The sequence below is a fragment of the Vibrio sp. MM46 genome (assembly GCF_027587135.1).
GTDB classification, from domain to species: Bacteria; Pseudomonadota; Gammaproteobacteria; order Enterobacterales; family Vibrionaceae; genus Vibrio; species Vibrio harveyi.
This window is the reverse complement of sequence record NZ_JAPPTO010000038.1, coordinates 22,201-34,864: the sequence shown is the minus strand read 5'-3', so window position 1 is coordinate 34,864 and position 12,664 is coordinate 22,201. Positions and strand designations below refer to the sequence as shown.

Sequence of the window (12,664 nt, the reverse complement as noted above, 5' to 3'; positions counted from 1 at the left end):
GTTCTTATAATGTATATCGTTTGTTATAAATTAAAACTGTATGCATATTATTAAGTAGTCACTCGAAATATAAAGGGGGGGTTTAGGCCTCATAAAGGGGGTGATTAAGACACAATATTATAAAATTATCTTTTTTTAACTAATTATTTCGCAACGCGAAATAATAAATAAAACAGTCATTTACACCAAAATAAATCTCCTCTGATCAGTTGCAAATTTGAGAAATAAGCAACGTGTTTCTTATACAACTGTTGAATAGTTAGACGTAGAATAAGACGCTGAGTTATAGCGGGAAGCCAATTATTAACTGGCTCAATGTGTAGCTTTATGGATGTATAACAATTATAACTATCGGATAATTATTGGGTCTTGGTGTTAATTAAATGAAAGCTAATAAACGAACCATTGATGTAAAGTACTTACGCACTTTTTCACATGTTGCAAGACATAGAAGTTTTACTGCAGCTGCAGAAAGTCTATATTTAACCCAACCAGCCGTTTCACAACATATTAAAAAACTTGAATGTACTATAGGCGCAGAAGTCTTTGACCGAAAGGATGGTTTTAACTTGACTAAACATGGTCAAATATTACTAGATTATACGGATCAGACGATGTCGTTATATGATCAATTATTTGATGAGTTGGCTCAAGTTGATATGTTTGATCGGTATTCTATTGCGATTTCTGATTCATTCGCCCCTGAGTTAGTCGCAAAAGTAATCAGTTCTTTCAGAGTATATAACGACGTCGAGTTGGCTGTGACAAGTTATAGCGACCTTAATTGTGTCGATAAAGAAAACCACGATTTGGTGTTTGCCATCGGTGATACCACATCTGTGGAAGGGCGTGTATTTCCCCTAAACAGAGAACAATACATTTTAGCTTGTGACTGCGCGGTTGATCCTGAAGAGTGCTATCCCGAGCGAATCGTCTTTTGTAACTCTCTTTCTAGGCGAGATGCCGAGGTGCTTCTTGATTCTTTTGGTGTAGATATTTCTAAGGTAAAACATTGGCTTACGACCTCATCATCACGACTGATGATTAACGAACTACAAGCAGCAAACACGTTTGTCGTTTGTCCAAGTTGGACCTTAGGTGATCACAAATGTAGCCAATATTTATTACCAAAATACATTGAGATGTATGTTTGGTGCAACGATTCGGCAGCCAAGAAAATTGATCAAGAACGTTTAAGAAGTTTGATTACCGAAACTTTCCGACTCACATCTAAAGGAGTGGTAAGTAGAAAACCTCCCACTTCCTTACTGACCAGTTGTGAAGTAATGTAGTAAAACGCCATGCCTATTATAAATAGGCATGGCGTTTGTATTTATAGTCAAGAAAAAAGGGATAGATAAAAGAAAAAAAGCCCACTAATACCGATCGGTATTGTGTAAGGAATGCCATTTTTAAAAGGAGGAGTTTGACGAAAAATGGCCGTCATCCACATCAAAAGAATTTGAATTCCGCCCAATAATCCAATAGCAATCATTGCTAATAACATATATTCACTATGTACACCTAAAAATAGTGCACCGATTAATTTTACATCCCCACCTCCAACTACGTTCATCATCCAAAGCAAAAAGAATGCAATAAAAATACATGTACTCACCAGAACTTGATTAAAAGGAGCTGGAGAATAATACAAGCTAGCTAGTGAGGTAACACTGATAAGAAAAATGAATCGATGCTTCACAATCCTATAGCGAATATCACCATAAAAAATACACATCACGCTGGTAAGGCAGGTTAGCCAAAAGATAAATTTTATATAATTCATTTTACTATTTTAATGGAGGGAGATTGGAATTCAATTGCTTCCTAATAATAAATTATTATGTAACGGATTACATGTGTTTATAACAACTATTTATAAATGAATAAAAAAGCTTAATTGGTGTGATTGTTTCTATTGAGGTAGATTTTCTACGTTCACGAAATGAGTGATTAATTCAAGGAAATAGAGGTAAACATGCTTTTAAACATCAATTCTAAACTTCGTAATATCCGTAACAAATTTAAGTCAGATAAACGTGGTGTAACTGCAGTGGAATACGCAATCATCGCTGTAGCAATGTCTTCAATTATTCTGTTTGTATTTAAAGATGGCACTTTGAAAACAACGCTAAATGACGCGATGGGCAAAATTTCTACTTCAATGGAAAGTGCTAACTCTGCTGGAGGTTCTGGCAATAAAGCTGACGGTAAACAAGGATAAGTTAACCAGTTATAAATTTAGAGAGGGGAAACCCTCTCTTTTAAGGTTTTTATTCTATGAGTAGAGCATTAGTTTTTGTATTTGTTGCCATCACTATGTTTTTGGCTTTTTTCTACGTCAGCGATTTTTTTGATCAGCCTGAGCCAGTGGCAGTGGTCGAAAATGAAGTGTTTGTAGAGGTCGCATTCGTTAATCGAGCTGTAAACAAAGCTGAGCCGGTTAACGCCAATGCAATAGATATTCGTGAGTTTCCCGAGTCGGAAGCAAAACAGCATTCATACGTTCCTTACGCGAGCATCAAGATTGATTCAGGTGCGCTATGGGCGAAAGACGTCAAAGAAGGTATGCAATTAACACCAGACTTGGTTTCTAATCCTGGTGAAAAAGATTACATGTATCTTTCACTTAAAAAAGACCAAGTGCCTTATTACTACTTGTCGCAAGGCAGTAGCATTGTAGAAGCGCTACCAATTCAACCTGGCGATCGCGTCAGTTTTGTTGCCACAACCTCATCTCAATCCAATTTATTAGAAAGTGGCTATTCCGATATCGATAGCTTGACAAGCAACGTCATCATTGACGGGGCTTTGGTTTTGCAATCGATGAACGTTTCTGAAGATGATGATTCGTCAAATGAAGAATATGGCTTGATTATCGCGTTGACCGTTAAACAGGTACTTAAGCTAGAAATGGCACAGAAAATTGGAGCCATAACTCTGGTTCCAGCAAAGATGGTTCATAAATACTTATCTGTAAAAAGTAGCGATTTGATTGAGCATCGATTTGGCGTTCGACAGCTGAGAGGGAATTAAGGGTGTTCAATAAAAATATATTATCAGTCACGCTGGGATTGGTTTTGCTTCTCCCAGCTTCCGCGTCAGCTGGGGATCTATTAAGCCTTGATAAAGGTGCAGCGAAGACGATTAATGTAAAACGCAACATTGATACCGTGTTTGTCGCGGATACCCAAATTGCGGATTACAAGGTCATCGCAAACGGGAAATTAGTGATTTACGGCATTGGCCGTGGTGCCACTTCCATTATCGCTTACGACCGAGCAGGAAACGAAATTTACAACGCAGAAGTGGTCGTAAATAAAAGCTTAAGGCTTTTAAAACAAACACTTATTGCAAGATATCCCGATGAAGATATTAAGCTGACCAACATTGGTGAGCAGGTTGTCATTGATGGTGTCGTGAGCAGCGAAGAAATCAAAAACAAGGTGTATCGCCACGTAGGTGAAATGCTGAAAAAGAGCAAACAAAGGAATACTTTTGAGCTCACTAATGCAAACGGAGAATCTGGCGATGCTCTCGACTATACAGCGACTTATGTGTTTGAAGACATCATCAACAATCTGAAAGTTCTCACCACAGATCAAATCAACGTAAAGCTGACGGTTGCAGAAGTTTCAAGTTCATTCTTGACCGAGCTAGGGGTTTCATACGCTGAAACAAACGGTAAGTCCATTGGTGGTGCTGGCCAGTTCGTCAATAAGATTTTGGACTTTACTGCTGAGGATATCGTTGCGGTGATTTCAGCGAGTGGTAATGACAGCATTGGACAAGTGCTTGCCGAACCAAATCTATCTGTGATTTCCGGTGAGTCTGCAAGCTTTCTAGTTGGTGGTGAAATCCCTATTACAGTTCGCGATAACGATGGTATCTCTGTTACTTATAAAGAGTACGGGGTAAAGCTGTCTATGGTGGCTAAGGTAACGGATTCTGAAAACATTCGTTTGTCACTGCTACCGGAAGTGAGCTCTATTGATAAGACCAATGGTGTGAATTCTGGACTCATCAGTGTGCCTTCTTTGAGGACTCGCAAAGCCCAAACGACCGTACAATTGAAAGATGGTCAAAGCTTTGTTCTAGCAGGTCTGTTGACATCAGAAGAGCAAGAATCACTAGCCAAAATCCCTTACCTGGGTGATATCCCGATTTTGGGTGCGCTGTTTAGTAAAACCAATACTGAAAGAAGAAAGACTGAGCTGATCATCGTAGCGACAGTTAACCTCGTCGATCCTGTTAAAGAAACCGATATTAAACTGCCGAAGTTTAAACGAACAAGTGATCTTGAGCGTTTGTTGAAACTTGATCTTTCAAATGTTGATGACGAAGAGCTGGAAAATACAATAAAGGCGGGAGGCTTTAACTAATGAAGGCAAACCTATTGTTGGTGGTTTCTGTATTACTCTCGGGTTGCTCGGTATCGGTAACACCAAACAAAACAACCGTAGACACAATTGTAGAAACCTTTGAGTTTCGAGTCACAAACAAAGAAGTGGCGATGGATAAATCGGTTAACTTCGTCAATCAAATCAATCTTCAGTATCCGAAGTCGACATTTGCAATCAATTACGACGCCAAAGAAAGTCAGTTTGTTGATGGCTTTGTGAAAGAAATCAAAGCCAAAGGCGTAAACAAGTTGCGTTATACCCTAAACGCAAACAGCGAAAGCAAAGGCGTAAAAATCGTTGCGAAATACCACAAGATGCAAGAGCAAACTTGTGATGCTGTTTCATTCAACACCCTTAAACATCATCCATTTGGGTGCAGCTTGGAATACAACAGACGCTTGAGTATGACGAATCCTGTGGCGGAGTAAAAAATGGATTTAGATAACCTATTCAAAACGACTTCATCAAGCAAAGATAAGAAGAACAACACCATTGATCTGGTTGTTTCAGATGATTTGGCTTTTCTTCAAGCAATCGACGAGCTCTACGCAATCGAAGGTTTCGCTTCACCTTTAAAAGTCGACGATATTGATGACGAAAGTTGGCATAAAACTAACGCTGAAATAAAGCATGTCATTCTTGACTTAAGAGCATGTGGCGAGTTGATTTCAGAAGTTGCGGAGATCTCTTCAAGATTAGACGTCAGCATTTCTCTTATTGTAGTGAGTAACATGGACTCAATACTGATGCGAGATAAAGTCCTGTCATTGGGTGCCAACTACATACTTTGGGACCCTGAACTCGATGGTCTGTTAGGGGCGCTTAAAGAGTCAAGTGCTGCGACATTCTCACCAACAGTTAAGAAGAAGTCTCGTATTGCCAAGCGAGTCTTAATGCTTGGTAGCAAAGGCGGGGTGGGCGTGTCGACGATAAGTGCTTTTCTTTCACACAGTTTGAGTCAACAAGCGAACTTAAAAACCTTGCTTGTTGAGCATGACACCATCGCACTTAACTCAGACATATTTCTAGGCTTAAAAGGGCTAAAAGCGCAGCAAAACAGCATTGATTTGAACCAGTCTGAACTGGATGCCGCGATTGCCGGAAGCTACGTGAAACCTGTCAAAGATAGGCTCAACTTCCTCACACTAGAAAAGAACGTTGCTTGCTTGAGCGATCATGTAGATTCGCTGTTTCGCATCTCTAACGAACTGGTTGATCAATACAACTTTATCATTGATTCCATGCCGCTTAGTGCGATTGATGAGCTGACAGCAGAAGATATCAGTGACCGATACAACCGTATTTTTATTGTTTGTGAACCTTCCGTGGCGTCACTAAGAGCGTACCACTCGATCAAGAAGAAGTTGGGTAAGTCTGAGCATCGAGTGATTTTCTCGATGACGCGATCTCAGAAGGACTACATGATGCCGCTTCAAGGGGCGAAAGAGAAAATCAAAGCAAAAGACGCGATTGATTTTGCTTATGAAGCCAATCTAGAGAAGCTCATTATTCAACAAGGCATTCAAAATACGGCAAAGCTTAAGTTTGCACCTGCCATTGCCAATATTGTGAATTCGTTGACGGGTAAAAAAGTCAAAGTACAGAAAAAGTTCGCGTGGTTTAAGAAATGAATCACTTGAAAGAAGTTTATATCGAGATCCGGGACGAAATCTTTGACGCCTTAGATGCAGCCTCGTTAGTTGACGTTGAACCGTTGGAGCTTGAGAGCCAACTAAAAGACTCCGTTAATATTCTTATTGAGAAGAAGCAACTTCAAATCAGTAGCTTAAAGCGTTTAGAGCTGGTTAAAGCACTGCTTGACGAGTTGAAAGGTCTTGGCCCCCTTCAAGCGTTGGTCGATAACGATGAAATCTCGGACATCATGATCAATGGTCCCTCAGACATTTTTATCGAATTGAACGGTAAGGTAGAAAAGTCACCAATTCAGTTCGTCAACGAGAAACAGCTCAACACCATTGCTAAGCGTATTGCCTCAAATGTGGGGCGTCGAATTGATGAATCAAAACCGCTTTGTGATGCTCGTTTGGAAGATGGAAGTCGTGTAAACATTGTTATTCCGCCTCTTGCAATCGATGGGACATCCATTTCGATTCGTAAGTTCAAAGAGCAAAAAATCAAGCTAGAAAACTTGGTTCAGTTTGGCGCGCTATCGGTTGAAATGGCAAAGCTGCTTTCGATTGCCAGCCATTGTAAGTGCAACATCCTTATCTCTGGGGGTACGGGTTCAGGTAAAACAACCTTGTTGAACGCATTGTCCGGTTTCATTGGTAGTGGTGAACGTATCGTTACCATTGAAGATGCGGCCGAACTTCAATTGCAACAACCACACATTGTTCGATTGGAAACTCGTCAAGCAAGTGTTGAAGGGACGGGTGAAATCACTGCGCGAGATTTGGTAATCAACGCCCTGCGTATGCGACCAGATAGAATCATTGTTGGTGAGTGTCGTGGTGGTGAAGCGTTTGAAATGCTTCAAGCAATGAACACTGGTCACGATGGCTCAATGTCTACGCTTCACGCGAACACCCCTCGTGATGCGATTGCTCGTGTGGAGAGTATGGTAATGATGGCGACAGCCAGTCTACCGCTTGAGGCGATTCGTCGAACCATCGTGAGTGCGGTTGACCTGATAGTCCAAGTACGACGACTCCATGATGGTAGTCGTAAGATCTTGTTTATCAGTGAAATTGTTGGTCTCGAAGGTGACAACGTTGTTATGGAAGATATCTTCCGGTTTGAAAACAACGGAATGGGTGATGAAGGCAAAATCTCGGGCGAATTTCGAACGCCAGGTCTTTCTAAGCGCTCTGTAATTTATGAGCGTGCGAAGTTCTTTGGCTTGGATGGGGCGCTGCAGGAGCTGTTCTCATGATGCTGATTGTCATTTTGCTATGGGTTGTAATTGCTTTGTTTCTGTTTATTGGGCATTCGAAAAAACAGAAAGAAATCACATCGATCATTGAGCAATCTAATACGTTCGAGGGCGTTTCTGGCTCTCGAGCGGTTATCGATTCAGAAAGCTTTGATATCAGCTATCGAAAAAAGATTAAGGATAAATTTAAGCAGTTGAAAAAGCTGTTGAGTCCTAATGCAGGAATCAAATTAATTGGCTTTTTTGCGGGCTCTTCATTAGCGGTTTACTTCGTTAACGATTGGTTCTTCATGTTTGAGTATTGGAAAGTGTTGCTTGCTTTGGAGCCAATACTATTTGTGATGTTTATTCTCAAACTTAGTGGCATTCAAGCGCAGCGATTCAAGGATAACTTCCCGGATGCGCTGAACATTCTTTCTGGTGCGCTCTCCTCGGGTCAGAGTATTGTCCATGCGTTCGAATATGTGGGCACTCAGCTTGATAATGAAGTAGGCGAAGAGTTCAAGAAGATGTCAGAGCGCTTACTTATCGGTGAAGACCCAGATGATGTCTTGGCGCGAAGTGCTGCGTCGTTCCCTTATGTTGAGTACTTTTTCTTTGCGGCGACGATTCGAATCAACTTGAGTCGAGGTGGTCAACTAAAAGACGTCATTAACCGCATCAACCGAATCATGTTTGAAGCAAGGGCAATCGAGAAGAAGAAAAATGCACTGACGTCAGAGGCGCGTGCTTCAGCAAAAATCATCGCGGCTCTGCCGGTAATCTTTATCATGATTTTGAAAGTAACCAGCCCTGAAAATTATAACTTCGTGATGTTTGAAGAAGGTGGGAAACCTATCTTTTATTACGTGCTGGTCAGTGAAGCTATCGGATTCTTCTTTATCTATATGATATTAAGAGGAGTGAAGTAATGGTCGACATTAAATTAATCTTTTTAGCATTAGGGTTGTTTATTTCACTATCTGTCGCGTATTACTCGTTAAAAGTGTTTGATAAAACCAAAGCGAATATTTCGACAAAGAAGATCATTGACTCAACCCAAGAAAAGACGCCTTTTGCGGATAAGTTGGCAGTACAACTTTCGCGCCTGTCTTTTAATAAAGAAGAAACGAAAAACAACTTAGTTAGAGCAGGGATTCATAGTGATTTTATTGCGCAAGCTTATTACCTTCTGAAGATTATACCACTGTTATTTTGCTTAGCATTTATTGGTTATTCTTACATGCAAGGAGATATGGAGTTTTCATCTGCGTTTATTTCATTCTCGCTTTCGATGCTTGTGTGTTTGATTGCGCCAGATATGTACATTTCATCGAAAGGGAATGCGAACGTTCGTCACGTCAGTAGTCGACTGCCTTTCTTGCTCGACTTAATGAACGTGTGTGTGCATACCGGGATGACGCTCGAAGCGAGTTTGGAATATCTGTCGAACGAGCTAAAAACAGTCGATGAAAACCTGGCTTATGTTGTTAAAAAAACGTCAGAACGAGCCAAAATTGTTGGTTTGGATCGAGCGCTTACTGAGTTCTATGATCTGGTTCCAACCACAGAAGCGCAAAGCTTTGTCATGACTCTTACTCAAAGCTTGAAGTACGGCTCATCAGTAGGTGCGGTATTAGCTTCCCTCGCTTCTGATATTCGAGAAATAAACATGCTCGATTTGGAAGAAAAAATAGGAAAGATGGGGGCAAAAATGTCCATACCAATGATCGCTTTTATCATGGTTCCTATTGTTGTTCTAATCGCAGCGCCAGGGATAATGAGGATGCTAGGATAATGAATGTAAAAAACTATATTTCCCTTTTTGTTTTACTGCTTTTAAGTGGTTGTTCAACCATCAATCAGGAATTAGTAACCAAAGAAAAACTACTAACTAATTCTGGACAAACTGAACAACTGATCGAGTTTTATAAAGCAAATTTGGTTGAAGTTCCAAGCTATAAGATAAAGCTGATCAATTTATACCTCGATAATAAAGACCAAAAGTCTGCCGAGTTATACATAAATACTCTTGAGAAGAAAGACCTCGAAGATCCAGAGATTATTTACATCTTAGCTAAGTTGGAATATCTAAAACGTAATTATGACGCAAGTGAACGCTATCTAGATGACTATTTAGAAAACGGTGGTCCGAAGGGTAATTATTATCTTTTAAAAGGCAAGATTTTAGCGCGTAAGAAAGATTACAACGGTGCAATTGCCAACTTCAACGACAGCAAGAAAAACGGCGCATCGGACCGAGAAGCGAATAACAATATTGCCGTCGTGATGATGTTGCAAGGTCGTCCGGAACCTGCGATGGAACTGCTCTACAGCTTGTTTGCGGCTAATCCGAACGATGAAAAGGTCCGCTCAAATCTACTATTAGCTTCGACTCGCTCACACCGGCCTGACGTAGCACTGGAAGTGTTAAAGCACGACAGCAGCGAACAGGAAGCGCGAGTCAAACTGAAAAAACTCATGCAGAGCGTTAAACCGCTTCCTAAAAAAGTAACGAAAACAGTTCAACCAAAGCAGGTCGCTAAAGTAAAGGAAAAGAAAAATATGGAAATGGAAACGAAATCAGTCGATTTGAAACCAAAGTACGTAGCACGCTCAGTTCTAGATCCAAAAAACTTACGCCCTAAAGCACCTTCAATTTACCGAATTCAAGTTTTGGCAACCTATAAGGTGATTCCTTCGGATTACTTAAACTATCTGAAAGGCAATTATGGAAGTGTGTATTCCTACACGCACGGCTTATGGAAGCGTTACTGCATTGGTGAGTTCAGTGATATCAATGACGCAAAGAAATTTCTTGAAAATATGGATATCAAAGGTGCCTTTGTTGTTGATTACACGAAGAAAAGGTACGTCGAGCTATGATCAAGTTTCAAAAGGGAAGTTTGACGGTCGAGACCGCAATGGGCTTGCCAGTTTTACTAATGGTTCTGTTTACTTGGTTTGACTTGTCGGTTTTAACGTACTCAATGGGTGTGACGGATCATGCATTAACCACAGCAGTGATGAGCAGTAAAAAGCAAGGCAGCTCTCACAGTACTGAAAAGGTCGACTACCAAGACGTAATTAAAACCAAGCTTGAATCAAGTGGTGGCGCACTATGGTCAAAAGTTGTTGATCACTCAACGGTTTCGGCATCGGTTTATTACTTTAAAAACCTAACTGACTTTATCCATTGTAATCGCAGTGGAAAAGCGTTGAGTGAATGCCCAAACATCAAGAAAGGCGACACTGCTGAAAACTCAGTCAACATGCCAATTGCCATATACCAATTGAGCTTCACCTATCAGCCTCTGTTTAACTTTGTTATGCCAAGCATGAACATTAGTCGCGAGATGGTCGCGGTTCAGGAGTACGAGCGCTGTACGTTCAAGTTAGGAGAGGAGATCAGTTGTGGTAACTAAGTCAAAGCAAACCGGTGCTTTTATTGTTGAGCTTGCATTGGTCTTACTCTTTTTTGGCTCCATTATTGCCATGCATATCAACTACACCATCGCCGTTAATAAAAAAGGGCAGTTGGATAGGGTTGTGTATTCGATCGTCAGTGTGGTTAGTGAACGCCGACAGTTGTTTGCCAATGAGCTCGATATTTGTGGCGCAGGAGGTAAGCAGTGCGAGACACACATGAACAATTCGTTCGATATGGCGAAAGGCATGTTGAAACGCACACTACCAGATTTTGACGAAAATGAGCTGGGGATGCGAGTCATAGAGCTATCTTTGATTGATAAAGATAAGAAGCTTGTTAGAACCACCGCCTTAAAAGGCATGACGGCAGGGTGTAATTTTCCGGATCTAGAGGAAATTACAGTGGAAAAAGCAACAAAACTATTGCCTTTGACTACGCAGAACCGACGCCTTCCTCTTTATCATGTGTCTCTTTGCTACAAAACGCCGTTTAACATTATCGGTCTTATGAGCGGTGAGCCGATCAAAGTCGTGACCAGTTCCTATTCATTTGCAAGGATTTAATATGAAGCGCTTCACTAAGCAAAAAGGGGTTGCTGGGATCATATTTCTTTCGTTTCTCCCTATATTAATCATCACTTTCTCGTTTTCTGTTGGCTATACGCAACGTTTGCTTGCGCACTCAAAAATAGAGGAGGCGGCTGAAGTTGCGAGTCTTGCCTTGATTGCTAGTCCAGGCAAAGACAACCAAGAAGACAAAGACTATGCGCAGAGAATTGTCGACTTATATATTACCGACAATATTAGCGACATTCAGATCAACGTATCGACCAAGAAGTGTGAGTACAAAGACGGATGTGTTCAGAAAGCCAATGAGTTATCGCCATTTGCAGACTTCACCGTGGTTGCCACCTCTGAGCATGATTCATGGATTTCACATAATGAAATCGGCGTAGAGCCAAAATTCAAAGTGTCTGGCGATTCGATCACCCGGAAATACTTACCTCAACCAGTGGATATCTACTTCATACTGGATACCAGTCAATCGATGAGTAACCTGTGGTATGGGCAAAACAACAAAACCCAGATGCAGGTGGTGAAGGAAACGATCACCAAAGTTGTCGAAGATTTGAAGGACTTTAAAACCGGTGAGAATAAGAAGAGTCGCGTTGCCTTGTTGACTTACAATGCCTACAACGTGAAATACGATAAAAAAGATCGCAGACTAAAATTCTACGACTATGCAAGTGAGTTTTCTCACACAGAAGCATCTTTCCAAAGCATTGTCGATGATATGTTTGACCAGTCTGTGGATGAACAAAACGTGTACCACTCTAGTTATTATAATCAGGCACGAGATATTCCAATAACAGACAACTATCAGGAATTTATCAATATCTTGAATTCGAACAAGGTAATGCCTGCTAGGGGTGGCGGCACCAATTCTTGGTTAGGCCTGATTGCAGCAGCGAAAGAGGCAGACAAAGTTAAGAAAGAAGAGCGTAACCCAGAACAGGTGTTTATCTTCCTTTCTGATGGTGCAGATACAGACGTACGATTCCCTGACTATCTCCATCGAAACAGTACGTATAGAAACAAATACGACGTGGTCACGAAAAGTTATCGAGACAGTTATGGTTATATTCAGTATCAACAAGTTTACGACAAGTTCTTGAAGTCATTAGTGCGTGAACACAACCTTTGTGAACAGCTCAAGAAAAGAATTTCTAGCAAAGAAAATAAGTTTCAAAGTGAACACGCGAAGTTAGAAGGTGAAAAAACAAAAGTCACTATGGGCGTTATAGGTGTTAACTACAACGTACAAAAGGACGATGGATTCGGTGATTGTGTTGGCGAGAAAAATATTTATCACGCAAAAAATGGTAAAGATGTCTACAAATACATATTAAATCTGATTAACGAAGAGACAGGACGATTAAAAGATTAAAATGAAAAAATT

General features: G+C 40.7%; 14 protein-coding genes. 13 read left to right on the top strand and 1 reads right to left on the bottom strand.

Annotated features, from left to right (window positions below):
• Nucleotides 1-383 precede the first annotated feature (383 nt).
• A complete protein-coding gene (locus OH459_RS26265; RefSeq protein ID WP_009697503.1) occupies nt 384-1,292 on the top strand; it encodes a LysR family transcriptional regulator in 909 nt (302 codons plus the stop codon).
• Between the two features lie 47 nt (nt 1,293-1,339).
• Here OH459_RS26265 and OH459_RS26260 read toward each other — a convergent pair whose 3' ends face one another.
• The gene (locus OH459_RS26260) at nt 1,340-1,786 is read right to left on the bottom strand and encodes an A24 family peptidase (protein ID WP_017818101.1); all 447 of its coding nucleotides are present in this window, start codon (nt 1,784-1,786) and stop codon (nt 1,340-1,342) included.
• A 192-nt stretch (nt 1,787-1,978) separates the two neighbouring features.
• Between OH459_RS26260 and OH459_RS26255 the strand changes: the two genes are divergently transcribed.
• The 12 genes from OH459_RS26255 to OH459_RS26200 are packed head-to-tail and all read left to right on the top strand — an operon-like array spanning nt 1,979 to nt 12,652.
• On the top strand, nt 1,979-2,224 hold the full coding sequence (locus tag OH459_RS26255; RefSeq protein ID WP_009697504.1) for a Flp family type IVb pilin: 246 nt from the start codon (nt 1,979-1,981) through the stop codon (nt 2,222-2,224).
• 56 nt (nt 2,225-2,280) lie between these two features.
• Entirely contained in the window at nt 2,281-3,036 is a 756-nt protein-coding gene (locus tag OH459_RS26250; RefSeq protein WP_009697505.1) for a pilus assembly protein CpaB, read from the top strand.
• Between the two features lie 2 nt (nt 3,037-3,038).
• On the top strand, nt 3,039-4,382 hold the full coding sequence (locus OH459_RS26245; RefSeq protein ID WP_009697506.1) for a type II and III secretion system protein family protein: 1,344 nt from the start codon (nt 3,039-3,041) through the stop codon (nt 4,380-4,382).
• The gene (locus tag OH459_RS26240) at nt 4,382-4,831 is read left to right on the top strand and encodes a hypothetical protein (protein ID WP_005445974.1); all 450 of its coding nucleotides are present in this window, start codon (nt 4,382-4,384) and stop codon (nt 4,829-4,831) included. The genes OH459_RS26245 and OH459_RS26240 overlap by 1 nt, the downstream gene beginning before the upstream one ends.
• 3 nt (nt 4,832-4,834) lie before the next feature.
• Nucleotides 4,835-6,034 (top strand): AAA family ATPase, encoded by a 1,200-nt coding sequence (locus OH459_RS26235; protein WP_038897913.1) that lies wholly within the window; start codon nt 4,835-4,837, stop codon nt 6,032-6,034.
• Nucleotides 6,031-7,296, top strand: coding sequence for a CpaF family protein (locus OH459_RS26230; protein ID WP_005445970.1), 1,266 nt, complete (start codon nt 6,031-6,033; stop codon nt 7,294-7,296). The genes OH459_RS26235 and OH459_RS26230 overlap by 4 nt, the downstream gene beginning before the upstream one ends.
• Nucleotides 7,293-8,207, top strand: coding sequence for a type II secretion system F family protein (locus tag OH459_RS26225; RefSeq protein WP_181859664.1), 915 nt, complete (start codon nt 7,293-7,295; stop codon nt 8,205-8,207). The genes OH459_RS26230 and OH459_RS26225 overlap by 4 nt, the downstream gene beginning before the upstream one ends.
• Nucleotides 8,207-9,073, top strand: coding sequence for a type II secretion system F family protein (locus tag OH459_RS26220; RefSeq protein WP_017818104.1), 867 nt, complete (start codon nt 8,207-8,209; stop codon nt 9,071-9,073). Before OH459_RS26225 ends, OH459_RS26220 begins: the two co-directional genes overlap by 1 nt.
• The gene (locus OH459_RS26215; protein WP_050908264.1) at nt 9,073-10,161 is read left to right on the top strand and encodes a tetratricopeptide repeat protein; all 1,089 of its coding nucleotides are present in this window, start codon (nt 9,073-9,075) and stop codon (nt 10,159-10,161) included. The genes OH459_RS26220 and OH459_RS26215 overlap by 1 nt, the downstream gene beginning before the upstream one ends.
• Entirely contained in the window at nt 10,158-10,700 is a 543-nt protein-coding gene (locus OH459_RS26210; RefSeq protein ID WP_005445962.1) for a TadE family protein, read from the top strand. Before OH459_RS26215 ends, OH459_RS26210 begins: the two co-directional genes overlap by 4 nt.
• Nucleotides 10,690-11,268 (top strand): tight adherence pilus pseudopilin TadF, encoded by a 579-nt coding sequence (tadF, locus tag OH459_RS26205; RefSeq protein WP_269989518.1) that lies wholly within the window; start codon nt 10,690-10,692, stop codon nt 11,266-11,268. Before OH459_RS26210 ends, tadF begins: the two co-directional genes overlap by 11 nt.
• Before the next feature lies 1 nt (nt 11,269).
• Nucleotides 11,270-12,652: a TadE/TadG family type IV pilus assembly protein gene (locus tag OH459_RS26200; protein ID WP_005445959.1), complete on the top strand. Its 1,383-nt coding sequence runs from the start codon at nt 11,270-11,272 to the stop codon at nt 12,650-12,652.
• The last annotated feature ends 12 nt before the right edge of the window (nt 12,653-12,664 follow it).

Excerpts from the sequence above, each read along its gene's own strand:
- OH459_RS26265 (WP_009697503.1), top strand. The coding sequence starts at position 384 with ATGAAAGCTAATAAACGAACCATTGATGTAAAGTACTTACGCACTTTT.
- OH459_RS26260 (WP_017818101.1), bottom strand. The coding sequence starts at position 1,786 with ATGAATTATATAAAATTTATCTTTTGGCTAACCTGCCTTACCAGCGTG.
- OH459_RS26255 (WP_009697504.1), top strand. The coding sequence starts at position 1,979 with ATGCTTTTAAACATCAATTCTAAACTTCGTAATATCCGTAACAAATTT.
- OH459_RS26250 (WP_009697505.1), top strand. The coding sequence starts at position 2,281 with ATGAGTAGAGCATTAGTTTTTGTATTTGTTGCCATCACTATGTTTTTG.
- OH459_RS26240 (WP_005445974.1), top strand. The coding sequence starts at position 4,382 with ATGAAGGCAAACCTATTGTTGGTGGTTTCTGTATTACTCTCGGGTTGC.
- OH459_RS26235 (WP_038897913.1), top strand. The coding sequence starts at position 4,835 with ATGGATTTAGATAACCTATTCAAAACGACTTCATCAAGCAAAGATAAG.
- OH459_RS26230 (WP_005445970.1), top strand. The coding sequence starts at position 6,031 with ATGAATCACTTGAAAGAAGTTTATATCGAGATCCGGGACGAAATCTTT.
- OH459_RS26225 (WP_181859664.1), top strand. The coding sequence starts at position 7,293 with ATGATGCTGATTGTCATTTTGCTATGGGTTGTAATTGCTTTGTTTCTG.
- OH459_RS26220 (WP_017818104.1), top strand. The coding sequence starts at position 8,207 with ATGGTCGACATTAAATTAATCTTTTTAGCATTAGGGTTGTTTATTTCA.
- OH459_RS26215 (WP_050908264.1), top strand. The coding sequence starts at position 9,073 with ATGAATGTAAAAAACTATATTTCCCTTTTTGTTTTACTGCTTTTAAGT.
- OH459_RS26210 (WP_005445962.1), top strand. The coding sequence starts at position 10,158 with ATGATCAAGTTTCAAAAGGGAAGTTTGACGGTCGAGACCGCAATGGGC.
- OH459_RS26200 (WP_005445959.1), top strand. The coding sequence starts at position 11,270 with ATGAAGCGCTTCACTAAGCAAAAAGGGGTTGCTGGGATCATATTTCTT.